This window comes from Streptomyces sp. NPDC020898, from assembly GCF_044333925.1.
Lineage (GTDB): Bacteria > Actinomycetota > Actinomycetes > Streptomycetales > Streptomycetaceae > Streptomyces.
Genome location: NZ_JBIRRV010000002.1, coordinates 539341 through 564183, shown reverse-complemented (window position 1 = coordinate 564183; position 24843 = coordinate 539341). Strand labels below are relative to the sequence as shown.

Sequence of the window (24843 nt, the reverse complement as noted above, 5' to 3'; positions counted from 1 at the left end):
GAACCGGCTCACGTCCGGTTCACGACCGGCTCACGTCCGGTTGACCTCGAACCAGACCACTTTCCCGGTGCTCAGCCGGGTCGCGCCCCAGCGGCGGGCCAGCCGGTTGACGAGATACAGTCCGCGACCGCCCTCGTCCGTGGCCCGCGCCTGCCGCAGGCGCGGCAGCTGCGGCACGTCGTCGCCGACCTCGCAGCGCAGTACGTCGGTCCGCAGCAGCCTCAGGGTGATCGGCCGCGAGGCGTACCGCACCGCGTTCGTCACGACCTCGCTGACCAGCAGCTCCACCGAGTCCGTCAGGTCCTCCAGACCCCAGCGGGACAGCGCGCGCCGGGCGAGCCGCCGGGCCCGGCCGGGCGCCGCGTCCTCCGGGTCGAGGTACCAGTACGCGACGTCGCTCGGCGCGATGCCGTCGAAGCGGGCGGCGAGCAGCGCGATGTCGTCGTCCCGGTCACCCGGGCCGAGCATGTCGAGCACCTCGTCGCACAGCGCTTCGAGGGGCGGCGGATGGTCGGGCCCGGTCAGCTGGGCGGTCGCGGCGAGCTTCTCGCGCAGCTGCTCTATGCCGGTCCAGACGTCCCGCAGCCGGGACTCGACGAGGCCGTCCGTGTAGAGGAACAGGGTGGCGCCGGCGGGCGCGTCCAGCTCCACGGCCTCGAAGTCGACACCGCCGACGCCGATGGGTGCTCCGGACGGCACCTTGAGGACCTCGGCCCGGCCGCCCAGGTGCAGCAGGACGGGCGGCGGATGGCCGGCGTTGGCGATGGTGATCCGGTGCGTGACCGGGTCGTAGACCGCGTACAGGCAGGTCGCCATGCGGTCCGTACCGAGGCGCTGGGCCTGTTCGTCGAGGTGGTGCAGGACCTCCTGCGGGGGCAGGTCGAGGCCGGCGAGGGTCTGCGCGGTCGTCCTCAGCTGGCCCATGATGGCCGCGCTGGTCATGGAGTGCCCCATGACGTCACCGACGACGAGCGCGACGCGGCTGCCCGGCAGCGGGATGGCGTCGTACCAGTCACCGCCGACACGCGCGGTCTCGGCGGCCGGGAGATAGCGGGACGCCAGCCGCACACCGGTGGGCCGGGGGAGGGTCTCCGGCAGCATCGTGCGCTGCAACTCGTCGGCGATGTAGGCCTCGCGGCCGTACAGCACCGCCTTGTCGATGCCGAGGGCGCTGTGTGTGGCGAGCTGGGCGGCGACGAGCAGGTCGTCCGTCTCGAACGGGATCCGGTCCGGCCGGCGCAGGAACAGCGCGGCCCCGATGACCCGGCGCCGGCCGCGCAGCGGCGCGAGGATCGCGCGCTGTCCGCCGGGTACGACCAGGTCGCTGCCCTCGCCGAGCAGCTCGGGCAGGGCGGCGCGGGCGGCGGGCGCGTCCGCGAAGACGGGCCGGACACCGCGCAGCACCTCGGCGAGCGCGCCGCCGGGACGCACCTCGCACAGCTCGGCGCTGACCGGGGACAGCTCGGGAAGCTGCGGAGGGGCGGCCGAGGTGGCCAGGAAGCCGTTCTCGGTGTCCCGCTCCGCCGGAAGCCGGTCCGTGCGGCGCAGCCGCAGCACCAGGGGGCCGGTGGGCCGCTCGTCGCCGACGGGCAGCGGGTCGCGCAGATAGACGAGGATCGTGTCGGAGAAGGTCGGCACGGTGGCCCGGCACAGCCCCATCACGATCTCGTCGAGGTCGATGCCCCGGGCGATCCGCCGGGTGGCCGCGCCGACGAACCGCAGCCGGTCGCCGTCCCGCCGCATGGGCAGGGGCGCGCCGGCGGCGTTGCCCTGCCCGCTGCGCCGCTCCTTGCCCGCGAGGGCGGTGCCCGTGGCCGGGTCGGCGCTGTCGGCGGGCGCGGGGCCGTTCGAGGTGGCGTGGTTCTCCCCGCCCGGCTGGGCCGGGATGCTGTCCGGCGCCGGACGCGGCCGGTGTCCGTCCGGCTCGGTGGACGAGGCCTGGGCGGACTGGGAGTGCTCGGGCCCGGGTGCGGCCGGCGGGCCGACCGGGTCGGGACCCGCGGAGCCGGGCGTGCCCGTGCCGGTACCGGAGCTGGATGCCATAGCGCCTGTTCCCGCCTCTGTTCGCGCCGCTGTTCCCGCGTCGGACGCGGTCGTACCGACGCCGTCGACGGTCTCGGGGCTCTCGGAGCCTGCCACGGAGCCGACAGCGGCCTCAGGGCGGCTGTCGGCGTCGTCGCAGGGCCGTGTCGTCTGCACCGGCAGAGGCGAAGCCGCCGCCTCCGGGGAACGCAGGAACGCCCCGCGGGGTTCCGCGGGGATGTCCGGCCGGCCGGTGCCCGGCCGACGGCGCTCGTGCGAGGTGGGTTGCTCCGTCACGCGTGTCGAATCCATCCGTCCGGGGCTGCGCGTTGTACACGCAGTTGGTCCCGCCGACTTTCCGATACCCGGAACACATGCCCCAGGAACGGAAAACCGGCGTGGTCAGAGGTTGTTCCTGATGCACCGGCGGGCCGTGGTCGGCCCGGACCGGTGTTGCCCTCGTACCCCTCGCTCACGTCCTGCCGCCCCTCGGTGACGTACGGTCAAGCCCAGCGCATGTTCCGGGAGTTACGGTTGTGCGCCCTTGCGGAGGCCGATCCTACGGTTGCGTACCGGGGGCGCATCAAGGGTCTCATGACGACATGTGCGCGGGCGTACGGTCCCAGTCCTCCGGCAGTGACGGTACAGCCCAGGACGGATCCGGGCGCCAGTGCTGCCAGCCATCCGCGAACGGCGCCCCCCAGGCGCGGATGACGTCGACCGCCGAACGGCCCGCTTCCCTTACCCGCTCGGCGAGTTGGGCGTCCATCAGCCCGGCCTGCTGGGCCTGTGCGAACTCGTCCTCGTCACGCCATTCCCACGTCCGGTCGGGATTCACGGTGATGTCCAGGAAGTGGTCCTCGGAGTCGACCCCGCCGCCCCAACGGACCAGCGGTTCCTCCAGGTTCACGTACCAGTTCTTGAACTGCCAGCCGGGCTCCCAGAAGAGCCACACCGACCAGGGCTCACCGGGCCGCGCCAGCTTCAGCACCCCGGTGCCGAACCAGTGGTCGCGCTGCACCGTGCGGGGCTTGGTGTAGCGCGACTCCAGCGGTTCCACGTGCACGGGAGTGCCGTCGGCGAGCACGGGCTTGACGCATTCGGTTCCCGGGGCCATCCACACCGCGAGCAGCTCGCGATCGTCCCGTACGACGGTGACGGGACGCGCGATGTGGAAGCGCTCGCCGCGGTTCTCACGGTATCGCCACAGGATCTGACTCCCGGGGGCCCAGTACCCCGCCGGCCCGCCCGCTTCCACTTGTCTCACCGCTCCGTCGTCTGCCATGGAGAGATATTAGGTGCCATGGGCATACGACGCTGCGGCGCGTGCCACGGTTCTCGCCGGTGGCCGGATGACGTTACGGGCGCGTCATCCGCAGGACATCAAGGGCGGTGTCCAGCTGCTCGATCGTCAGATCGCCGCGCTCCACATACCCCGATTCCAGGACGACTTGACGAATCGTCTTCATCTCGGCGAGTGCCTTCTTGGCCACCTTGGCCGCTTCCTCGTACCCGATGTACTTGTTGAGCGGAGTGACGACGGAGGGCGACGACTCGGCGTACTCACGCGCCCGCTCCCGATGGGCGACGATCCCGTCGACGGTCCGATCGGCAAGCAGCCGCGAGACGTTGGAGAGCAGCCGCACGGACTCCAGCACGTTCTTCGCGATGACCGGCAGCATCACATTGAGCTCGAAGTTCCCGGCGGCACCGGCGGTGGTGACGGTGACGTCGTTGCCGATCACCTGCGCGGAGACCATCAGCACGGCCTCGGGAATCACCGGATTGACCTTGCCGGGCATGATCGACGACCCCGGCTGCAGATCGGGAAGGCTGATCTCGGCGAGTCCGGTCCGCGGCCCGGAGGCCATCCACCGCAGATCATTGGCGATTTTCGTCAGTCCCACGGCGATCGTCCGCAGCTGCCCGCTCGTCTCGACGATCCCGTCCCGGGCGCCCTGTGCCTCGAAGTGGTCGCGAGCCTCGGTGAGGGGCAGCCCGGTGGTCCGGGCGACCTCTTCGATCACGGCGGCGGAGAACCCGGGAGGCGTGTTGATCCCGGTCCCGACGGCCGTACCCCCGAGGGGCAGCTCGGCGAGCCGGGGCAGCGAGGCCCGCAGCCGCTCGACGCCGTACCGCACCTGGGCCGCGTACCCCCCGAACTCCTGCCCCAGCGTCACCGGCGTGGCGTCCATGAGATGCGTACGCCCCGACTTCACGACATCGGCGAACTCCTGGCTCTTGCGGCTGAGGGAGTCGGCGAGATGATCGAGGGCGGGAATGAGGTCACGGGTGACGGCGGCGGTGGCGGCGATGTGGATGGAGGAGGGGAACACGTCGTTGGACGACTGCGACGCGTTGACATGATCATTCGGGTGTACGTCCCTGCCGAGCCGTTCACTTGCCAGCGTGGCGATGACCTCGTTGGCGTTCATGTTGGACGAGGTCCCGGACCCGGTCTGGAACACATCGACGGGGAAGTGTTCGTCCCAGTCCCCGGCCGCGACCTCGTCGGCGGCGTCCTGGATCGCGCCGGCGATGTCCTTGTCGACCACACCGAGGTCGGCGTTGACCTTCGCGGCGGCACCCTTGATGCGGGCGAGGGCCTCGATATGGGCGCGCTCGATCCGCTGCCCGGAGACAGGGAAGTTCTCGACAGCCCGCTGGGTCTGGGCCCGCCACTTGGCGTGACCGGGGACCCGCACCTCCCCCATCGAGTCGTGCTCGACCCGGTACTCCGGGTACTGCTGCCCGTCGCCGCCACTGCCAGTCGATGTCATCGTCCTACCTCCGGAAGGCACAGCGCGGGCCTGGAGGGACGTATTCCCCCGGGGCGTCCAGTCCTCCCACTGGCCCACCCACCCGCCCGTCTCGGTCCGTTTACCGGGTGCCCTCGAACCTGTCGATGCCGGCCGGAACAAGCCCCGTCCAGCCCCAGCTTCCTACCCGCCCACCCGCCCCCGCCGCTTCTGCAGCCAGGCCCAGGCCCACCCAGCCCGTCCGGCGCCTGAGAGGCAAGGCCGGTGCAGCCCAGGCCGTGTTTCCCACCCGCCCACCCGTTTGCCGTATCTGTTCAGCGTAGGCCGACCCCTCTCAGCCCGTCCGGCATCCGAGAACAAGCCCCGTCCAGCCCAGTTTCCTGCCCGCCCACCCGCCCCCGCCGCTTCTGCGGCCAAGGCGGTACCTCTCGAGCGCGGGCCGGCATCTTCAGCCCGTCCGGCATCCGAGAACAAGCCCCGTCCAGCCCAGCTTCCTGCCCGCCCACCCGCCCCCGCCGCTTCTGCGGCCAAGGCGGTACCTCTCAAGCGTGGGCCGGCATCTTCAGCCCGTCCGGCGTTTGAGGACAAGGCCCGTTCAGGGCCGACAGCGGGGTCTGGGGCGGCAGCCCCAGGAACGGGATGGGACGGGTAAGGGCGGCGGGGGCGAGAACCCGCCCTACGACCGGCGCACCGGAATCGACGTGAACGTAGGCGCCGGCGCCGGATCCTTGAAGAAGTCGTTGCCCTTGTCGTCGACGACGACGAACGCCGGGAAGTCCTCGACCTCGATCCGCCAGACAGCCTCCATGCCGAGCTCCTCGTACTCGACGACCTCGACCTTCTTGATGCAGTCCTGGGCCAGCCGGGCCGCAGGCCCGCCGATCGACCCGAGATAGAACCCGCCGTGCGCGCCACACGCATCCGTGACCTGCTGCGACCGGTTCCCCTTCGCCAGCATCACCTTGGACCCGCCCGCCGCCTGGAACTGCTCGACGTACGAGTCCATGCGCCCGGCCGTCGTCGGCCCGAACGACCCGGACGCGTACCCCTCGGGCGTCTTCGCCGGCCCCGCGTAGTACACGGGGTGGTCCTTCAGGTACTGCGGCATCTCCTCACCCGCGTCCAGCCGCTCCTTGATCTTGGCGTGCGCGATGTCACGCGCCACGACCAGCGGCCCGGAGAGCGAGAGCCGGGTCTTGACCGGGTACTTGGTCAGCTCGGCGAGGATGTCGTCCATCGGCTGGTTGAGGTCGATCTTCACCACGTCGCCGTCCGACTCGAGGTGCTCGTCCGTGGTGTCGGGAAGGAACCGCGCCGGGTCCGTCTCCAGCTGCTCCAGGAAGACGCCCTCGGCGGTGATCTTCGCGACGGCCTGCCGGTCGGCCGAGCAGGACACGGCGATCGCGACCGGACACGAGGCACCGTGCCGGGGCAGCCGCACCACCCGTACGTCATGGCAGAAGTACTTGCCGCCGAACTGCGCGCCGATCCCGATCCGCTGCGTCAGCTCGAAGACCTTCTCCTCCAGATCCGTGTCCCGGAAGCCGTGCCCGAGCTCCGACCCCTCGGCCGGGATCTCGTCGAGGTAGTGCGCGGAGGCGTACTTGGCGGTCTTGAGGGCGTACTCGGCGCTCGTGCCACCCACCACGATGGCCAGGTGGTACGGCGGACAGGCGGCCGTACCGAGCGAACGGATCTTCTCTTCCAGGAACTTCATCATGGAGCCCTCGTTGAGGACCGCCTTGGTCTCCTGATACAGGAAGCTCTTGTTCGCCGACCCCCCGCCCTTCGCCATGAACAGGAACTTGTACGCGCCCCCGTCCGTCGCGTACAGCTCGATCTGGGCCGGCAGGTTGGACCCGGTGTTCTTCTCCTCCCACATGGTGAGCGGAGCCATCTGCGAGTACCGCAGGTTGAGGTTCAGGTACGCGTCGTAGATGCCCTTGGAGAGAGCCGCCTCGTCCCCGCCGTCCGTGAGGACGTTCTGCCCGCGCTTGCCCATGACGATCGCCGTGCCGGTGTCCTGGCACATGGGGAGCACGCCCGCCGCCGCGATGTTGGCGTTCTTCAGCAGGTCCAGCGCCACGAACTTGTCGTTGGCCGACGCCTCGGGGTCGTCGATGATCCGCCGCAGCTGCGCCAGGTGGGCCGGCCGCAGATAGTGCTGGATGTCGTGGATGGCCTCCGTGGCGAGCTTGCGCAGCGCCTCCGGATCGACCTTGAGGAATGTGCGCCCGTCGGCCTCGAAGGTGGAGACACCCTCGGAGGTCACCAGCCGGTACGGGGTGGTGTCCTCTCCCATAGGGAGCAGATCGGTGTACGCGAACTCAGGCATCTCGCCCATTCCTCACTTGACGAAGACAGCGGCCTGCCTTCATTGGCGGGCGCCAACCAGAGTAGGACTTGCCGGGAACGAGGAGCTTGTTAGGTAAGACTCAGTTGAGAGGGTGCGGGGGTGTGGAGCGGGGTGTGGACAAGTTTTCCCCACCCCTAGTCGCGATCTATCGCGTTTGGGTATTCTGCTGTCGTGGACCTTCAGAAGCACACCGAACCGCGCGTAGCCGAAGCCCGGGTCTCCGAAGCGCAGGCCTCCGAACTCCGTGCCTCGGACGCCGACCGCGACCGCATCGCGGACCTCCTGCGCGAGGCGCTGGTCGAGGGCCGCCTCACGCCCGACGAGCACTCGGAGCGCGTCGATGGGGTGCTGCGCGCCAAGACGGTCGGCGAACTGGAGGTCTTCGTGCGGGACCTGCCCGCCGGTCACCAGTCCCGCGCGACCCGGGGCTACGCACCCGCCCACACCCCCGCGCCCAACCACCCGACCCCGGGCGCGATCCCGATCGAGCCCGACGAGAACGTGGTGGCGGTCTTCAGTGCCGCCGTCCGCAAGGGCCGTTGGCGCGCGGGCCGGCGTATGCACGCGTACGCGATCTTCGGCACCGTCGAGATCGACCTCAGCGAGGCGATATTCGAGTACCAGCAGGTCGTGATCAAGGCGATCTCGGTCTTCGGCAACGTCGAGATCCGCGTCCCGGAGAACGTCTCGTTGCGCGGCACCGGCGGCGGTGTGCTCGGCAACTTCGAGGTGAGCACGCTGGATTCGGGCGAACCGGACGCACCCGTGGTCTATGTGGACGGACTGGCCATACTCGGAAACGTCGAGGCGAAGCCCAAGCGGGGCAAGCTGATCGAGGACATCCTCGACCGCGTCTCCCGCAAGGTCGACAGGAGTTTGCGCAAACACCTGGACCGTTGACGGTTGTGAATTCGGTCGCACCTGGCGTGATTCCGTCAGGTCACCGCGCCTCGACAATGCCCTGGAACCCCAGCGGTTGGGAACTCAGTGCATAGGCGCGCGCACAGCGGGTAGGCCTTGCTGCATCGTCTCTCGGAGGGTGCCGTGGGCTTCACGCGGAACCCGGTACGCCCGGCATGCGCGCGACTTGCGATCGCACGCTCCGGGCGCCCCGGACCCGTCGCCCCGGTCCACGTGGCTCCCACGGCTCCCTCAAGCTCGCGAAGCCGTCGTCAGGAGTAGACCGTGCTGCAACCGCCGCATTCGTCCCTGCAGGTCGCCGCCGTTCCGCCCCAGCGGGTGCCAGTGCGCGAGAGGGACCAGGACGCCCCGTGGCACACCGAGGCGGTGTGCCGGCGCGACGAGGCGGGACTCTTCTTCGCCCCTTCCAAGGAACCGACCGCGGCCCGGCTCTCCCGGGAGGAAGCGGCCAAGCGGGTCTGCGGTGGCTGTCCCGTGATGGTCGAGTGCCGCGAACACGCCCTGCTGCAACCCGAACCGTACGGAGTCTGGGGCGGCCTCACCGCCGCCGAGCGCCGGGTGGTCCTGGCCAGGCGCCGCCGCAGGGAGATGGAACTCCAGAAGGCCGCCCGCGGCACGATAGCGGCGGCCGGCTGACCCGGCCCGGGCATCGACCCGGGCACGGAGAAGGGGGCGCCCCTCCGCACAGAGGGCGCCCCCTTCTTCCGTATGCCGACGAAGCTGCCTGGCGGAGCTACTTCGCCCGGTCGAAGTCGATCGCGCTGTAGGCCCGCAGCTTGCTGAGCCGGTGCTCGGACGAGATCTGCCGAACCGTCCCCGACTTCGACCGCATCACGATCGACTCGGTCGTGGCCGTCTCCGACCGATAACGAACGCCTCGCAGCAACTCGCCGTCGGTGATCCCGGTCGCGACGAAGAACACGTTCTCGCCGGAGACCAGGTCGTCGGTCAGCAGCACGCGGTCCAGATCGTGCCCCGCGTCCACCGCCCGCTGCCGCTCCTCGTCGTCCTTCGGCCACAACTTGCCCTGGATGGTGCCGCCGAGGCACTTCACGGCGCACGCCGAGATGATGCCCTCGGGGGTCCCGCCGATACCGAGCAGCAGGTCGACGCCGGTGCCCTCGCGCAGGGCGAGGATCGATCCGGCGACGTCGCCGTCGGAGATCAGCTTCATGCGCGCGCCGGTCTCCCGGATCTCCTTGATGATGCCGACGTGGCGAGGCCGGTCGAGGATGACGACGGTGACGTCCTCGGGCGTGACCCGCTTGGCCTTGGCGACCCGCCGGATGTTCACGGAGACGGGCGCGTTGATGTCGACGAAGTCGGCGGCGTCCGGCCCGGTGACCAGCTTGTCCATGTAGAAGACGGCTGACGGGTCGAACATCGAGCCTCGGTCGGCCGCCGCGAGCACCGCGATGGCGTTCGTCATGCCGTTGGCGGTCAGGGTCGTACCGTCGATGGGGTCGACGGCGATGTCGCACTCGGGCCCGGTCCCGTCGCCGACGCGCTCCCCGTTGAACAGCATCGGCGCCTCGTCCTTCTCGCCCTCACCGATGACGACGACGCCGTTCATCGAGACGGTCGAGACGAGGGTCCGCATGGCGCGCACCGCGGCGCCGTCGGCGCCGTTCTTGTCACCGCGGCCGACCCAGCGGCCCGCGGCCATCGCGGCGGCCTCGGTCACCCGGACGAGCTCCAGGGCGAGGTTGCGGTCGGGGGCCTCGGAGGGCACTTCGAGTTCGGAGGGCAGATGGTGATGCTCGGTCATCGAGACGCACCTTTCTGATACGGCGACGGCCGGATGAGGGTATTGGCCCGACTCTATCGCCAGGTAGACAAAATGAGCAGGGGGCCCCACGGATGAGCGGGCTGGTGCACCTGCGACGATAGGGGGCGTGGCAGGTTCGACCGGAAAGACCGGCAAGCAGAAGACGGCTCGGGACATGATTCTCTCCCTGGGTCTCATCAGTCTCGCGGCGGGATTCATCTACCTCTTCATCCCGCACGACGACTCCGCTCCCGACCTCAAACGGGTCGACTACCGCGTCGAGTTGCTGACCGCTCGCCGCGCCGCGAGCTACCCGGTGGCCGCGCCCCAGGGCCTGTCGGCCGACTGGAAGGCGACCTCGGTGCGCTTCTCGGGCGCGGACTTCGACGCGTGGCACCTCGGCTTCCATGACCCCGAAGGTCAGTACGTGGCGGTCGAGCAGTCCGCTCAGAAGCCGTCCGCCTTCATCAGCGAGGCCACCCAGCGCGCCCAGGAGACGAAGGCCACCCAGCGCATCGGGAACGCGACCTGGACGCGGTACGAGGGTGAGCGGTACGACGCGCTGGTGCTGCGCGAGAAGGGCTCCACGACGGTGGTGACGGGCACGGCGTCCTTCGACCACCTCACGAAGATGGCCCAGGCCCTGAAGACGACGTAGGACACGTGGGACACACGACATGACAGAGGCCCCCGGCGCGAGCCGGGGGCCTCTGTCATGTCGGGTCTGCCTCAGGGGTACGTCAGACAGTGGTGACGACGTCGTCGTACGCCAGACGCGGCGAACGCGGGTACCAGGCGTCGGCGCCCGGCTTGCCGATGTTGACGACCATCAGCGGGGTGTGGTCGCCGTCCAGGAACTCCTTCTGGACACCGGCGAAGTCGAGACCGGTCATCGGACCGGCGGCGAGGCCGGCGGCGCGCACACCGATGATGAAGTACGCGGCCTGAAGGGCGGCGTTCAGCCCGGCGGCACCCTCACGGGCGGAACGCTCGCTGAAGAAGAGGTCCTTGGCCTGGGGGAACGACGGGAGCAGGGCCGGCAGCTCCTCGTGGAACTCGTTGTCTGCGGAGAGGATCGCGACCAGCGGCGCGGTGGAGGTCTTGGGCTGGTTGCCCTCGGCCATGTGCTTCACGAGGCGCTCACGGGCCTCGGCGGAGCGGACCAGGGTGATACGCAGCGGGGTCTGGTTGAAGGCGGTGGGGCCGTACTTGACCAGGTCGTAGATCGCCTGCACCTGCTCGTCCGACACCGGCTCGTCGGTGAAGGTGTTCGAGGTGCGGGCCTCGCGGAAGAGCAGGTCCTGGGCGGCGGGGTCAAGAACGAGGGACATGGTGAACTTTCTGTAGACGTACGTCATCCGTGGGGATCGGCTGACGACATCGACGGTACGAAAAACAAATTCAAAGTTCAACCAAAATCGGGCGATGGTGATCCGCTTCACAGGAAGCGGGATACGACCTCACCGTAGGGTCACTCGGAGCTGGCGCCGGTGCCTCCCTCTTCGCCCTCCGCCTCCCCGGCCAGGGCCGCGTCGAGCCGCTTGCGCGCACCCTCCAGCCACTGCCGGCACACCTTGGCCAGCTCCTCGCCGCGCTCCCAGAGGGCGAGGGACTCCTCCAGCGTCGTACCGCCCGCCTCCAGCCGTCGTACGACCTCGATCAGCTCGTCCCGCGCCTGCTCATAGCCGAGCGCCTCACTCACGTTGCTGGTCATGCGCCCACCCTAGACATCGACTCGGACAGTGAACTCACCCTCGGCGACCCGCGCCCGCAGCGCCTCACCGGACGCCACCTCGCCGGGATCCCGGACCACGTGACCGTCGGCCTGTTGCAGCACCGCGTACCCGCGCCGCAGGGTCGCGGCGGGGGAGAGGCCCACCACGCGCGCGTGGGTGTGGGACAGCTCGGAATCGGCGCGGTCGAGGAGATGGCCGAGGGTGCGCCGCGACCGCTCGACGAGGGCGGCGACCTGATCGGCCCGCTCGTCGATCATCCGGTGCGGATCCTCCATGACAGGCCGGCCGAGGGCGTGCGCGAGGCCCCGCTCCTCCCGCTCGACGAAGCCGTGGACGGACCGCCGGGCCCGGTCGAGCAGCAGCCGCACCCGCTCGTACTCCTCACCCACGTCCGGTACGACCTTCTTGGCGGCGTCGGTGGGCGTGGAGGCCCGTACGTCCGCCACGTAGTCGAGAAGCGGCTGGTCGGGCTCGTGCCCGATGGCGGAGACGACGGGCGTACGACAGGCGGCGACCGCCCGCACGAGCTGCTCGTCGGAGAAGGGCAGCAGATCCTCCACGCTCCCGCCGCCCCGCGCCACGACGATCACATCCACCTCGTCGAGGTCGTCCAGCTCCTTCACGGCCTGGACGACCTGCGGCACGGCGTGCACGCCCTGCACGGCGACGTTGCGCACCTCGAAGCGGACGGCCGGCCAGCGGCGCCGGGCGTTCTCCAGCACGTCCCGCTCGGCGGCGGAGGCCCGACCGCACACGAGCCCGATGAGGTGGGGCAGAAAAGGCAGTGCCTTCTTCCGCTCGGCCGCGAACAGCCCCTCGTTGCCCAGGGCCTTCTTCAACTGCTCCAGCCGCACGAGCAGTTCCCCGACCCCCACGGGCCGTATCTCGGTGGCCCGCAGCGACAACTGCCCCCGAGGTGCGTACCACTCGGGCTTGGCGAGCACGACGACGCGGGCCCCCTCGCTGACCACATCGGCGACCGAGTCGAACACCTGCCGATAGCAGGTGACGCCGACGGAGATGTCGTACGAGGGATCACGCAACGTCAGAAACACCACACCGGCGCCGGGCCGCCGCGACAGCTGGGTGATCTGCCCCTCGACCCACACGGCCCCGAGCCGGTCGATCCACCCCCCGATGAGCCGCGACACCTCACCGACGGGCAGCGGAGCATCAGCGGACGTATTGAGACCCATACCGCGAGACTATCGGCCGCCACTGACAACACCGGGCAACGATTCCAGCCCCTTGGGGGGTCCCGCCGGGGCACGATCACCGCCCCCGCCGGGCGCGGCCTTACGATGGTTCCCATGACTGCTTCGCCTGGCCGCCGTGTCCTGCTCGCCGCCCCCCGGGGCTACTGCGCGGGTGTGGACCGCGCCGTGATCGCCGTCGAGAAGGCCCTGGAACAGTACGGGGCCCCCATCTACGTCCGGCACGAGATCGTGCACAACAAGTACGTCGTACAGACCCTGGAGAGGAAGGGCGCGATCTTCGTCGAGCGGACGGCGGAGGTCCCCGAGGGGGCGATCGTCATGTTCTCGGCGCACGGCGTCTCCCCGGTCGTGCACGACGAGGCCGCCGCGGGCAAGCTCGCGACCATCGACGCGACCTGCCCCCTCGTCACCAAGGTCCACAAGGAAGCCGTCCGCTTCGCCAACGAGGACTACGACATCCTCCTGATCGGTCACGAGGGCCACGAGGAGGTCATCGGCACCTCCGGCGAGGCCCCCGACCACATCACGCTGGTCGACGGCCCCAAGGACGTCGACAAGGTCGAGGTCCGCGACCCGTCGAGGGTCGTCTGGCTGTCCCAGACCACGCTCTCCGTGGACGAGACGATGGAGACGGTCGACGCCCTCAAGAGCAGGTTCCCGCAGCTGATCTCCCCGCCCAGCGACGACATCTGCTACGCCACGCAGAACCGTCAGCTCGCGGTGAAGCAGATGGGCGAGGAGGCGGAGCTGGTGATCGTGGTCGGGTCCAGGAACTCCTCGAACTCCATCCGGCTGGTCGAGGTCGCGAAGCTCGCCGGCTCCCGCGCCGCATACCTCGTGGACTTCGCCGACGAGATCGACGAGGCGTGGCTGGAGGGCGTGTCGACGGTCGGCGTCACCTCGGGCGCGTCGGTCCCCGAGATCCTGGTCGAGCAGGTCCTGGAGTGGCTCTCGCAGCGCGGCTTCGAGGACGTGGAGATCGTCAAGGCGGCCGAGGAGTCCATCACGTTCTCGCTGCCCAAGGAACTGCGCCGCGACCTGCGTGCGGAGGCGGCGGCACTGATGGCCGGGCGCACCGCTACCACCCCCTCGGGTGAGTGACTGTCAGTCGTACGCCGTAACGTAGAGCCATGCACATCTTCGGCGTGGACATCGGCGGGTCAGGGATCAAGGGTGCCCCTGTGGATCTGGACAGGGGTGACCTCGCGGAGGAGCGTTTCAAGGTGCTGACTCCGCACCCGGCCACGCCCGACGCGGTGGCGGACGGCGTGAAGGAGGTCGTCGGCCACTTCGGCTGGACGGGCCCGGTCGGCATCACGTTCCCGGGCGTCGTCACGGGCGGGGCGACGATCCGCACGGCGGCGAACGTCGACAAGGACTGGATCGACACGGACGCGCGCGCGTTGCTGAGCGACCGGCTGGGCGGCCTCCCGGTGACGGTGCTGAACGACGCGGACGCGGCGGGCGTGGCCGAGATGCAGTTCGGCGCCGGCCGTGACCGCAGAGGCACGGTCGCCCTCCTCACCTTCGGTACGGGCATCGGCAGCGCCCTCTTCGTCGAGGGCGTCCTGGTCCCGAACACGGAACTGGGCCACCTGGAGCTGCACGGCCACGACGCGGAGACCCGCGCGTCCACCAAGGCCAAGGACGACAACGAGCTGACGTGGGAGCACTGGGCCCAGCGCGTCCAGAAGTACCTGGCCCATGTGGAGATGCTGTTCTCCCCGGAGCTGTTCATCATCGGCGGCGGAGTCAGCCGTAAGTCCCACAAGTTCCTGCCGCTGATCGAGGGCATCAAGGCGGAGATCGTCCCGGCGCAGCTGCAGAACAACGCGGGCATCGTGGGCGCGGCCATGCGGGCGGCCAAGGAGGCGCAAGGGGTGTAGGTGGACGGGCGGCCGGGTCGGCCGACGGGGTCACACGGTCATACCGTTCCGCCCCCGCCCCGCCCCGGTCGCCGGTTCATCAGGCGGACCTTCCGGACGGTCACGATGACGCCCGCGACGAGCGTCCCGCCGTACAGCCACCCGGCCTGGGTGGCGAGTGCGGTGACGAGGCCCATCAGGCGGGCGAAGACCCCGCCGTCGCCGTCGGCCACGGGCAGGAGGCCCACGGTGAAGGCGATCGGTACGACGACGGGCGCGGTCACCAGGTCCGCGCCCCGCACCCAGGCGGCGGTCAGCACGCACACCGGCAGGAACAGCACGCCGTACACCGTCAGGGACGCCCCGAACAGCAGCTGGTCGAGACACCCGAGCGCGAACATCACCGCCGCGCAGAACAGCCCGCCGCCGAGCCCGGTGAGCCGGGGGTTCGGCATCCGGCGCAGGGCCTGCACGACCGGCGGAGCGGGCCGCCGGGATCCGCCCGCCGCCCGCCCGGCCTGAGGTGGCAGCGGGGCGCCGCGTCCTGGCCGGGCGGCGCCGGAGTGCGGGGGGCGGTGTCGGATCCTGTGTTGCTCCACTGGACCAACCTAGGTCGGCCTGTGCGCGGAACGGCCCCTCAGACACGCCGAAGCCGCGCCGAAGACACGCCGACAAACTGGCCTTGGCCAAGCGTTCGATACACAGCCGGGCAGGGGTCACGGCAGCCCGTAGACTGGGGGATCGTCTCCACCCTTCCACCCCTCCGCACCCTCCTCTCGTACGGGAAGTCGCAACGTGTCGCTCACGATCGGAATCGTCGGTCTGCCGAATGTCGGCAAGTCGACCATGTTCAACGCCCTGACCAAGAACGACGTGCTGGCGGCCAACTACCCGTTCGCCACGATCGAGCCGAACGTCGGCGTGGTCGGCGTCCCGGACGCGCGCCTCGCGAAGCTGGCCGAGATCTTCGGCTCGCAGAAGATCCTCCCGGCCACGGTCGACTTCGTCGACATCGCGGGCATCGTGAAGGGCGCCTCGGAGGGCGAGGGCCTGGGCAACAAGTTCCTCGCGAACATCCGCGAGTCCGACGCGATCTGCCAGGTCATCCGCGCCTTCCAGGACGAGAACGTCGTGCACGTCGACGGCAAGGTCTCGCCGAAGGACGACATCGAGACGATCAACACCGAGCTGATCCTCGCGGACCTCCAGACGATCGAGAAGGTCCTGCCGCGCCTCCAGCGGGAGTCGCGCATCAAGAAGGGCATCGGTCCGAAGGTTGCGGCGGTCGAGGCGGCGAAGGAGATCCTGGAGAGGGGCGACACCCTGTTCTCCGCGGGCATCGTCCAGGGCTCCGGCAACGAGGAACTCCTCCACGACCTGCACCTGCTCACCACGAAGCCGTTCCTCTACGTCTTCAACGTCGACGAGGACGAACTGGTCGACGACACGTTCAAGGACGAGCAGCGCGCCCTGGTCGCCCCCGCCGAGGCGATCTTCCTCAACGCGAAGCTGGAGGCGGACCTCGCCGAGCTCGACGAGGCGGAGGCCATGGAGCTCCTGGAGTCGGTCGGCGTCGAGGAGCCCGGCATGGCCACCCTGGCCCGCGTCGGCTTCGACACCCTGGGCCTCCAGACCTACCTGACGGCCGGCCCGAAGGAATCCCGCGCCTGGACCATCAAGAAGGGCGCCACCGCCCCCGAGGCCGCCGGAGTCATCCACACCGACTTCCAGAAGGGCTTCATCAAGGCGGAGGTCATCTCCTTCGAGGACCTGGTCGCGATGGGCTCGGTCGCCGAGGCCCGCGCCAAGGGCAAGGCGCGTATGGAGGGCAAGGAGTATGTGATGCAGGACGGGGATGTCGTGGAGTTCCGCTTCAACGTGTAATCGTCCAGCTACTGCATGCTAGGTAATCCGTCAAGCGTGCAGATCAGAAGGGGTCGGGCTCTGGCGAGTCCGACCCCTTCTGCATTCGCGTGCTGGCTGGGTGCTGACCTGTGGGGCGCCTCGCGGCAGGTGCCCGCGTCGAAGCCGACCCGCCAGCAGGCAGGCGTCGATACGGGCTGCAAGTGGTGGGCCCTGCCTGCGGATTCCCTAACGGGAACGGTGTCAGAAGACGAGCACTGGCTTGACGGCTGCCCCCGACCGGGTGTCGTCGACCGCACGGTTGATCTCCGCGAAGGGGTAGAAGCTGATGAGTTCCTCCACGGGGAGCTGCCCGGCGGCACGCATCTCCAGCAGCCTCGGCAGGAAGTCGTGGGGCACGGCGTCTCCCTCGATGCTGCCGCGCAGCGACTTGCCGCCCGAGATCATGTCCTGCACGTCGACGGTCAGGTCCGGGGCTCCGATGCCGACCGCCACCAGTGTTCCCCCGCCGCCGAGCGCCTTGACGCCGCCCGAGATGACCGCGGATTTCGCCGTCGTGTCGAGGGCGTGGGTCGCGCCGCCCTGGGTGAGCTCCCGCACCGCTTCCACGGGGTCGCCGTCCGCGGGGTCGATCACGGCGGTGGCGCCCAGCTTCAGCGCGAGCTCCCGCCGGGCGGGCACCGGGTCGACGGCGACGACGGCAGTGGCTCCGGTGGTCACGGCGGCCATCAGCGCTGCCAGTCCGACACCGCCGGCCCCGTAGACCACGAACCGGCTGCCTTCGCCCGGTCGCAGTACGTTGAGCACGGCTCCGGCGCCGGTCTGGATGCCGCAGCCCAGCGGGGCCGCGATACGCAGGTCGACGTCGTCCGGCACGACGACGGTGTTCTGCGGTGTGGTGATCACATGGCTGGCGAAGCTGGACTGGCCGAAGAAGGAGCCGAGGACCGGCGTACCGTCCTTCGTCAGCACGGTCGATCCATCGGGCCGGGTGCCGCCGGTGTTGAGCACCCGGAAGCTGTCGCAGTAGCCGGGCCGCCCTGCGGCGCACGGCAGGCAGGTGCCGCAGGAGTTGAAGCTGAGCAGTACCTGGTCGCCGGGCCGCACACCGGTGACGTCCCGGCCGACCTCCTCCACCACGCCGGCGCCCTCGTGTCCGAGGACGTACGCCAGACCGTCCGGCAGCATCCCTTTGATGGTGAGGTCGGTGTGGCACACGCCGGTCGCCACCAGGCGGACCAGGACCTCTCCGCCCCGGGGTCCGTCGAGGTTCAGCTCTTCGATCGCGAAAGGCTCCTGCGGTCCGTGCGACACCGCGGCTGTGATCTTCATGGGTGCTCCTGCTGTACGGAAGGTGGGGTCGCCCGCGGACGCCCACGGGAAAGAGGTGGCCAGGGCGGCCAAGGGAAGGAGATGGCTAGGCGACGGAGGGGACGAAGACCGACCGCGTCTTCAGATACGCGGCAAGGCCCTCGGGGCCGAACTCCTTGCCGATGCCGCTGGCCTTCCAGCCGCCGAACGGCGAACCGGGGTCGAGCGTCCACATGTTGACGCCGATGCTGCCGGTCTCGATACGGCTCGCCACGGAGAGCGCGTGTGCGGAGTCCGTACTCCACACGCTGCCGGCGAGCCCGTAGTCAGAGTCGTTGGCGATGGCGACGGCCTCGTCCTCGGTGTCGTACGGGATCACGCAGATCACGGGTCCGAAGATCTCCTCCCGGGCCACGGTCATGGTGTTGGCGACATCGGCGAAGACGGTGGGCTCGACGAACCAGCCCCGGTCCAGGCCGCGCGGGCGGCCGCCGCCGGCCACCACCCGCGCCCCCTCGCTCCGGCCGGCGCTGATGTACGACTCCACGCGCTGCCGCTGCCGGTCGCTGACGAGCGGGCCCATCGTGGTGTCCGCATCCAGGGGATTGCCGAGCTTGAAGGACTGCGCGAGCTGGGCGAGGCCGTCGACGACCTCGTCGTAGCGCTCCCGAGGCGCCAGCACCCGGGAGTTGAGGAAGCATGACTGGCCGTTGTTGGCGAAGGACAGGAAGGCGAGACCTGGCAGCACCTGGGAGAGGTCCGCGTCCGGCAGCACCAGGGCGGCCGACTTCCCGCCGAGTTCCAGAGTGACGGGCTTGAGGGCCTCGCCGCAGAGGGCGCCGATGGCACGCCCCGCCGCCGTCGAGCCGGTGAAGGCGACCTTGTCGACCCCCGGGTGGCGGACCAGGGCCTCTCCGGTGTCCCGTCCGCCGGTCACCAGGTTGACGACACCGGCGGGCAGGCCGGCCGCGTGCACCGCCTCCATCAGATACCTGGTGTCCAGCGAGGTCTCCGGCGCCGGCTTGAGCACCACGGTGCAGCCGGCCGCCAGCGCCGGGGCCAGCTTCATGGCGGTGAGGCCCAGCGGGTAGTTCCACGGCACGATGAGCGCCACCACACCCACCGGTTCCCGCTGGATGCGCACTTCGCCCGGGAACGCCAGCGCCGGGCGCTTCTCGTCGTCGAAGCCGGCACGGGCCAGGGACGCGTAGTAGCGCAGCGTGCCCGCCACCGAATCGACCTCGGACATCCGGGACAGCATCAGAGGCATGCCGTTCTGCCGGGAGACCGTCTCGCTGATCTCCTTGCCCCGCCGCTCCACCTCCTCGGCCAGCCGCTCCATCAGCGCGGCGCGCTCGGTCGGGTCGGTGGCCGCCCAGCCGGACCGGGCCCGCCGCGCCGCGTCGACGGCGCGCTCGACGTCCTTGGCGGAGGAATCGGGGATGTGCCCCAGCGGCTTCTCGGTGGCGGCTTCGACGACGGGGATGGTGGCGGACGACAGCGGGTACGTGAACTCGCCGTCGATGTAGAGGAGAAAGTCGGAGCTTCCGCCTGCAGTGATGACTTCGTTGTCGGACATGCGCGCTCCTGGCGTGGGCGGGAGGGGGTGGAGGAGGGGCGGGGGAGGGGAGGGCCTACTCGGGCACGGTGTCCGGTGCCAGTCGGAAGACAGGTATCGCTTCCCCGCCTTCGGGGCGTTCGAAGTCCACGGTCACCCGCAGGCCGGTGCATACCTTCTGCGGGGCGGTGGTGATGACCTGCGAGTGCAGCCAGGGGCCTTCGTCGAGTTCGACGACGACCACGGCGGTGACCGGAGCGGGCCCGCCGTCGCGCGGCGGGCGACCGTGGACCAGCGTCCAGGAGGCGATCGTCCCCGTACCCTTGGCCGGGACCCGGTCGAGTGCCGCCGAGCCGCAGGCCGGACAGGTTTCGCAGCGCGGCGCGCTGTGGTGGTTGCAGTCGGCGCAGCGGCGGATCAGCAGCTCGCCCCTGGCCGTACCGTCGAAGAACTCCGCCGTGGCGGGGTCCCGTTGCATGATGCCGACCGTCATCGCGGTCTCCCTTCAGCTGTGCGGGTGAGGGCTGAGGACGAGCGTCGAGTGGTGGTCGAGGACGCCGCCGTTGCCGCTGACAAGGACGAGGTCGTGTCTGGCCACCTGGCGCTCGCCGCCCTGTCCGCGGGCCTGGATGACGGCCTCGGAGAGCGGGGTCATGCCCCACATGTAGTACGAGGACAGCTCGCCGCCCCCGGTGTTGAGCGGGAACGAGCCCTCGGGGCCCAGCACCCCGCTGGAGACGAAGGCGCCGCCCTCGCCCTTGGCGCAGAAGCCGTAGTCCTCCAGGGTGATCAGCGCGGTGTAGGTGTAGCAGTCGTAGATCTCCGCGATGTCGATGTCGGACGGGCCGACCCCGGCCATCTTCATCGCCGCGGGCCCGGCCACGGCCGCCCCGCTGACCAGCCCGAACTCGCTGTCCCGGCCCATCTCGTAGCCCGGGTGCGCCTGGCCCCAGCCCAGTACGTGCACCGGCGGCTGCCGCAGTTCGGCGGCCCGGTCGGCGGAGGTGACGATGACGGCGACGCCCCCGTTGCTCACCAGGCAGCAGTCGAGGAGGCGGAACGGATCGGAGATCATCCGGGAGTTCTGGTGGTCCTCGATCGTGATCGGGTCCCGCATCTGGGCCAGCGGGTTCTTCGCGGCCCAGGCGCGCTGGGAAACCGCGATGTGGGCGAGTTGCTCGCTGGTCGTGCCGTACGTGTCCATGTGACGCCGGGCGGCGAGCGCGTACATCGGGTTGGCGCCGGCCAGGCCGCTCGCGAAGTCCAGCTGCTGCCAGCCGGTGAACTTCAGGCCGGAGCTGTACGCGGCGCCGGCCGAACCCTTCTCCCGCAGTGGCGCGTCCGCGAAAACGCAGGCCACGGTGTCGACCATGCCGGACTGGACGGCCATGGACGCGTACTGCACCATCGCGCCGGCGGTCGACCCGTACGCCTGGACCTCCGACAGCATGCGCAGGTCCCGCAGCCCCAGCTCCCGCTGGAGCGTCAGCCCGACGCCCCCGCCGACGCCGTTGCTGAACAGCAGGCCGTCGATGTCGGACAGCCGCAGCCCGGCGTCCTCGGCCGCGAGCCGTACGGCCTGGGCGGCGAACTCCGCGGGGGAGCGGCCGTACACCTTGCCCATCTCGGTGAGACCGAGTCCGGCGATCACCGGTCGGCGCGCTCCGACTCCTGACGTGCTGTTCACGCGGGGTCTCCTTCACTGGTGGTCGGGGTCTGGGTCCGCGTCGGGATCGTGGTCCGAGTCCGGGTCATGGCCGGGGTACGGGTCCGCGTCGGGGTCGTGGTCCGGGGCGCGGCCGGGGTCCGGGGCGGCGTTCCGGTCGCGGTCGTCTCGGTGCGCCGCTGTGTACCCGCCGTGGGCACGCTGTGCCCGGCGCCGCACATCAGCGGGCCCGCCAGACCGGGGCGCGCTTCTCGGCGAAGGCGCGCGGGCCCTCTTTGGCGTCCTCCGACGCCATCAGCACCTTGATCTCGGCTTCGTTGAGCCGCCACGCGGCCTCCTCGGAGGCGACCCTTCCGTCGACGATCCCGAGCGCGATGCGCTTGCTGGCCTGTACCGACAGCGGCGCGTTGACGGTGATGCGCTCAGCGAGGACCAGCGCCTCGTCGAGCACCTTGTCCTGCGGGACGACACGGTTGACCAGCCCGAGCCCCTGCGCGGTGGCGGCGTCCACGGCGTCGCCGGTGAGCAGCAGCTCCATGGCGATCTTCGTGGGGAGCTGCGCGGCGAGCCGGAAGGCACCGCCGGCGCCGGCGATGATGCCGCGCTTGACCTCGGGGAGGCCGAAGTGCGCGGTGTCGGCGGCCACCACCAGATCGCTGGAGAGCGCGATCTCGGTGCCACCGCCGAGCGCGAAGCCGTTCACGGCGGCGATGGTGGGCTTGCTGATGTGGTGGGAGACGTAACCCGCGAAGCCCCAGTGCTCCTTGCCCTCCGGGAAGAACGCCTCGCCGCGCGCCACCGCCTTGAGGTCGGCTCCGGCGCAGAACGCCTTGTCCCCGGCGCCGGTCACCACCACGACCCACACGTCCGGGTCCTGCTCGGCCTCCTCCAGCGCTTCGCCGACCCGGAGGGTGACCTCCAGGTTCACCGAGTTGCGGGCCTCGGGGCGGTTGAGCGTCACGATCATGATGTGGTCCTGGCGCTCGACCAGTACGGGGGGTGCGACGGTGTCGTTGCTCACGCGGACTCTCCCTCTTCCAGCACACCGGCGGCTGCCAGTGTGTCGATTTCGTGTTCGGCGAGGCCCAGCCACTCCCGGCACAGCTCCCTGGTGTGTTCGCCCTGGTGGGGAGCGGGGCGCAGCGGCGGGTCGGCGATCCGCCGGGACAGCGCGGGCCGCGCCTCGGTGGGCAGGTCCTCGTCGATGCCCGGCTGTCGCAGTACGCCGAAGAAGCCGCGGGCCGTCAGCTGCGGGTCGCTCGTCAGCTCGGGCACCCGTCGCATCGCGCCGGCCGGAACGCCGGCCTGCTGGAGCAGTTCCATGACCTTGCGCGGCTCGTGCCCGGCGGTCCACCGTGACAGCGCCTCGTCGATCTCCTGGCGGTGTGCGAGGCGGCCCTCGGCGGTGCTCAGCCGGGGGTCCCCGGAAAGGTCGGCCCGGCCGATCACGGCGGTGAGGCTCTGCCAGTCGTCGTCGTCCCTGACCTCGACGGCGCACCATTCGTCGTCGCCCGCGCAGGCGTAGAGGCCCTGAGGGGCGTCCGAGACACCCAGGTTGCCCCGGGCGGTGAGAGATCCGGGATTCAGCCCTTCGCCGAGCAGGAGGTCCGACATGGCGGTGAGGATGACCTCCGCCTGCGAGATGCTGACGGTGCCGCCGCGCCCGGTGCGGCGCACGGCGACGAGCTGGGCCAGGACGGCGGCGGCGCCGACCCGGCCGACGAGGTGGTCGGGGTAGATGGTGATGGCGTCGCTGAAGCCGTCCTCCACGCCGGGGTAGCGCCATAGCTCGGTGAGTCCGGTGGAAGCCCGTACCAGCGGTCCGTATCCCATGCGGTCGCTCCACGGTCCCCAGGAGCCGAAGGCGCTGGTGTCGGCCATGACGATCCGCGGGTTGAGCTTCGACAGCTCCTGGTGGCCGAGGCCGAGGGAGTCCATCGTGCCGGGCTTGAAGTTGGACAGGACGATGTCGGCTCCGGTGGCGAGCCGCTTGAACAGCTCGACGCCTTCCGGTGAGCGCAGGTTGATGCCGAGGCCGCGCTTGTTGCGGTGGCCCCAGGCGAAGGAGGCGGTGATGGCCTCCCCGGTGATCGACTGGCGGCCGCCGTCGGGGAACGCCCGGTTCTCCACCTTGACGACGTCGGCGCCGTAGTCGGCGAGGAGCCGTCCCAGCTCGGCCCCGGCCACGATGACGCCCAGGTCGAGGACCCGCAGCCCGTTGAGCGGGTGCCGTCGGGCGGCGGCCTCCTGCTCGGTGGCGGGCTCCTGCCGGGGGGTGGCCTCCTGCTCGGTGGCAGGCGGCGTGGTGGCGTACGCCGTACGGGCCGGCTCCGCGAAGACCTCCGCGTTGTGCTCGCCGAGCAGCGGGGCCCGGTGCCGGAAACCCGCCCGGGTGCCGTCGAGTTCGAGGAAGCCGGTCGGTACGCGGGCATCGAGGCCGGGCGCCACCTCGATGTCGGTCAGCGCACCCCGCTCCAGGTAGTGCCCTGCCTCCAGCGCCTCGCCGGGAGTGAGGACGGAGGCGATCGGTACGCCCAGCCGCTGACCCTCCCGTACGAGCTCATCCCGTGGTCTGTCCCGGAACAGCTCCCCGATGAGCTGGTGGATCCGGCCGGCGGCCTGGAACCGGGTACCCAGCGACTCGTACCTCGGATCCGCGAACTCCTCCGGCTCGCCGAGCCAGGCCCGCATGCCGCGCCACTGCCGGGGGCTGAGGACGCAGATCCGGACATGGCCGTCGGCGCACGGGAAGATCGGATACATGTGCCGCGCGTCGGGGCGGCCCCTGGGGAGTTCGCTGGCCCGGCGGCCGCCGGTGGCCGAGCCGCCGATGCCGAAGCCGGGGTCGAGGACCTGGACCACGGCCTCGTGGAGCGAGAAGTCGATATGGTCGCCGAGCCCGGTGTCCAGCCGGTTGAGGTACGCGAGTACGGCGTACCAGGCCGCCTGGAGGGCCGCGGACTCCGTGGCCAGGGAGCCGGGGGGCAACAGCGGGGGCTGTCCGGGGAGGCCGGAGCGCGACAGGACGCCGCCGAGCGCCCAGTGGACGCGCTCGGTCGCGGAGTAGTCGCGATACGGGCCGGTGTGGCCGAAGTCGGTGATGGAGACGGTCACCAGCCGGGGGTTGCGAGCGGCCACCGCCGCGAAGTCCAGCCCCGGTCCGCGCGTGGCGCCGGGGGCGCCCGACTCGATCCAGATGTCGGCGCTGTCCAGCAGCGTCAGCAGCCGTGCACGGTCGGTGTCCACGCGCGGATCGAGCGTGACGCCGCGTTTGTTCGCGTTGTGCGTCGCGAAGTACAGGCTGATGTCGCCCATCAGCGGGGGCAGGCGCCGGGCGGCGGCGCCCTCGGGCGGCTCGACCAGGATCACGTCGGCTCCGAGGTCCGCGAGGAATCGGCCGGCGGTCTCCCCACGGCTGTCGGTCATGTCGACCACTCGCACCCCGGACAGAGGTCCCGGTCCGGTGTCACGGTGAGCTGCCATCGGTCACCACGTTCCTTCCGTGCGCTTCGGACCCGTCCGGGGTCGCCGAGGCGTCCGGGCATGCCGGATGACCTGGGGGGACCCGTCAGGGAATGGGGGAGAGCGGTAGGTGCGCGGGGACGCGGGCCCGGGCGTCCGCCGGTCCGGCGGCTCGGGTCGTCCCGCGTTACCGTGCTGTTAACGGCGCCGGCGTCATGGTGACACTCGGACCGCGCCCCTGCCCATGGCCGATTTCCGCACGTGTACGTGCTCGTAACCGCAATGTGCCTCCGGCCGTGCACGACCGTAGCCGTGGCGGGATCCCGGTGATCTACTGGG

At 70.5% G+C, this 24843-nt stretch carries 21 protein-coding genes; 6 read left to right on the top strand and 15 right to left on the bottom strand.

Going from position 1 to position 24843, the window contains the following annotated elements; translation table 11 throughout:
* Nucleotides 1–30: 30 nt before the first annotated feature.
* The 4 genes from ACH4TV_RS10415 to ACH4TV_RS10400 form a co-directional block, all read right to left on the bottom strand.
* On the bottom strand, nucleotides 31–2043 hold the full coding sequence (locus ACH4TV_RS10415; RefSeq protein WP_398396591.1) for a SpoIIE family protein phosphatase: 2013 nt from the start codon (nucleotides 2041–2043) through the stop codon (nucleotides 31–33).
* A 571-nt stretch (nucleotides 2044–2614) separates the two neighbouring features.
* The gene (locus ACH4TV_RS10410; RefSeq protein ID WP_398396275.1) at nucleotides 2615–3307 is read right to left on the bottom strand and encodes a DUF402 domain-containing protein; all 693 of its coding nucleotides are present in this window, start codon (nucleotides 3305–3307) and stop codon (nucleotides 2615–2617) included.
* Nucleotides 3308–3380: 73 nt separating this feature from the next.
* Nucleotides 3381–4802, bottom strand: coding sequence for a class II fumarate hydratase (locus ACH4TV_RS10405; protein ID WP_398396274.1), 1422 nt, complete (start codon nucleotides 4800–4802; stop codon nucleotides 3381–3383).
* Between the two features lie 655 nt (nucleotides 4803–5457).
* On the bottom strand, nucleotides 5458–7116 hold the full coding sequence (locus ACH4TV_RS10400; protein ID WP_398396272.1) for a fumarate hydratase: 1659 nt from the start codon (nucleotides 7114–7116) through the stop codon (nucleotides 5458–5460).
* A 192-nt stretch (nucleotides 7117–7308) separates the two neighbouring features.
* Between ACH4TV_RS10400 and ACH4TV_RS10395 the strand changes: the two genes are divergently transcribed.
* Both ACH4TV_RS10395 and ACH4TV_RS10390 read left to right on the top strand, forming a co-directional pair.
* The gene (locus ACH4TV_RS10395; protein WP_398396270.1) at nucleotides 7309–8037 is read left to right on the top strand and encodes a DUF1707 domain-containing protein; all 729 of its coding nucleotides are present in this window, start codon (nucleotides 7309–7311) and stop codon (nucleotides 8035–8037) included.
* A gap of 285 nt (nucleotides 8038–8322) precedes the next feature.
* Nucleotides 8323–8694 (top strand): WhiB family transcriptional regulator, encoded by a 372-nt coding sequence (locus tag ACH4TV_RS10390; protein WP_398396268.1) that lies wholly within the window; start codon nucleotides 8323–8325, stop codon nucleotides 8692–8694.
* Nucleotides 8695–8791: 97 nt separating this feature from the next.
* Here the strand turns inward: ACH4TV_RS10390 and glpX are convergent, their stop codons facing one another.
* A complete protein-coding gene (gene glpX / locus ACH4TV_RS10385) occupies nucleotides 8792–9826 on the bottom strand; it encodes a class II fructose-bisphosphatase (protein WP_398396266.1) in 1035 nt (344 codons plus the stop codon).
* Between the two features lie 127 nt (nucleotides 9827–9953).
* Here glpX and ACH4TV_RS10380 point away from each other — a divergent pair, with 127 nt between their 5' ends.
* Nucleotides 9954–10484, top strand: a complete 531-nt coding sequence (locus tag ACH4TV_RS10380; protein WP_398396264.1) for a DUF4245 domain-containing protein — start codon at nucleotides 9954–9956, stop codon at nucleotides 10482–10484.
* Between the two features lie 82 nt (nucleotides 10485–10566).
* Here the strand turns inward: ACH4TV_RS10380 and ACH4TV_RS10375 are convergent, their stop codons facing one another.
* From ACH4TV_RS10375 to xseA, 3 genes are all read right to left on the bottom strand, one after another.
* A complete protein-coding gene (locus ACH4TV_RS10375) occupies nucleotides 10567–11157 on the bottom strand; it encodes a malonic semialdehyde reductase (RefSeq protein ID WP_398396262.1) in 591 nt (196 codons plus the stop codon).
* Nucleotides 11158–11297: 140 nt separating this feature from the next.
* A complete protein-coding gene (locus ACH4TV_RS10370) occupies nucleotides 11298–11540 on the bottom strand; it encodes an exodeoxyribonuclease VII small subunit (RefSeq protein WP_398396260.1) in 243 nt (80 codons plus the stop codon).
* Between the two features lie 9 nt (nucleotides 11541–11549).
* Nucleotides 11550–12758, bottom strand: a complete 1209-nt coding sequence (gene xseA, locus ACH4TV_RS10365; RefSeq protein WP_398396258.1) for an exodeoxyribonuclease VII large subunit — start codon at nucleotides 12756–12758, stop codon at nucleotides 11550–11552.
* Nucleotides 12759–12863: 105 nt separating this feature from the next.
* Here xseA and ACH4TV_RS10360 point away from each other — a divergent pair, with 105 nt between their 5' ends.
* Together ACH4TV_RS10360 and ppgK are read left to right on the top strand one after the other, a co-directional pair.
* Nucleotides 12864–13880: a 4-hydroxy-3-methylbut-2-enyl diphosphate reductase gene (locus ACH4TV_RS10360; protein ID WP_398396256.1), complete on the top strand. Its 1017-nt coding sequence runs from the start codon at nucleotides 12864–12866 to the stop codon at nucleotides 13878–13880.
* A gap of 29 nt (nucleotides 13881–13909) precedes the next feature.
* The gene (gene ppgK / locus ACH4TV_RS10355) at nucleotides 13910–14665 is read left to right on the top strand and encodes a polyphosphate--glucose phosphotransferase (RefSeq protein WP_398396254.1); all 756 of its coding nucleotides are present in this window, start codon (nucleotides 13910–13912) and stop codon (nucleotides 14663–14665) included.
* Between the two features lie 38 nt (nucleotides 14666–14703).
* On the opposite strand, the gene ACH4TV_RS10350 is transcribed toward ppgK, so the two are convergent.
* Entirely contained in the window at nucleotides 14704–15243 is a 540-nt protein-coding gene (locus ACH4TV_RS10350; protein WP_398396252.1) for a DUF6542 domain-containing protein, read from the bottom strand.
* 196 nt (nucleotides 15244–15439) lie between these two features.
* On the opposite strand from ACH4TV_RS10350, the gene ychF reads away from it, so the two are divergent.
* Nucleotides 15440–16528 (top strand): redox-regulated ATPase YchF, encoded by a 1089-nt coding sequence (gene ychF, locus ACH4TV_RS10345; RefSeq protein ID WP_398396251.1) that lies wholly within the window; start codon nucleotides 15440–15442, stop codon nucleotides 16526–16528.
* 222 nt (nucleotides 16529–16750) lie between these two features.
* Here the strand turns inward: ychF and ACH4TV_RS10340 are convergent, their stop codons facing one another.
* The 6 genes from ACH4TV_RS10340 to ACH4TV_RS10315 all read right to left on the bottom strand — a co-directional run bounded on the left by ACH4TV_RS10340 (nucleotide 16751) and on the right by ACH4TV_RS10315 (nucleotide 24525).
* The gene (locus ACH4TV_RS10340) at nucleotides 16751–17839 is read right to left on the bottom strand and encodes an NAD(P)-dependent alcohol dehydrogenase (RefSeq protein WP_398396249.1); all 1089 of its coding nucleotides are present in this window, start codon (nucleotides 17837–17839) and stop codon (nucleotides 16751–16753) included.
* A gap of 85 nt (nucleotides 17840–17924) precedes the next feature.
* Complete coding sequence (locus ACH4TV_RS10335) at nucleotides 17925–19397, bottom strand: aldehyde dehydrogenase (RefSeq protein ID WP_398396247.1); 1473 nt, start codon at nucleotides 19395–19397, stop codon at nucleotides 17925–17927.
* Between the two features lie 55 nt (nucleotides 19398–19452).
* Nucleotides 19453–19869 carry a Zn-ribbon domain-containing OB-fold protein gene (locus ACH4TV_RS10330; protein WP_398396245.1) on the bottom strand — a complete coding sequence of 139 codons (417 nt, stop codon included), beginning with the start codon at nucleotides 19867–19869 and terminating at the stop codon, nucleotides 19453–19455.
* 12 nt (nucleotides 19870–19881) lie between these two features.
* Nucleotides 19882–21063, bottom strand: a complete 1182-nt coding sequence (locus ACH4TV_RS10325; protein WP_398396243.1) for a thiolase family protein — start codon at nucleotides 21061–21063, stop codon at nucleotides 19882–19884.
* A 199-nt stretch (nucleotides 21064–21262) separates the two neighbouring features.
* On the bottom strand, nucleotides 21263–22063 hold the full coding sequence (locus ACH4TV_RS10320; protein WP_398396241.1) for a crotonase/enoyl-CoA hydratase family protein: 801 nt from the start codon (nucleotides 22061–22063) through the stop codon (nucleotides 21263–21265).
* Nucleotides 22060–24525 (bottom strand): CaiB/BaiF CoA transferase family protein, encoded by a 2466-nt coding sequence (locus tag ACH4TV_RS10315; protein WP_398396239.1) that lies wholly within the window; start codon nucleotides 24523–24525, stop codon nucleotides 22060–22062. Before ACH4TV_RS10315 ends, ACH4TV_RS10320 begins: the two co-directional genes overlap by 4 nt.
* Nucleotides 24526–24843: the final 318 nt, after the last annotated feature.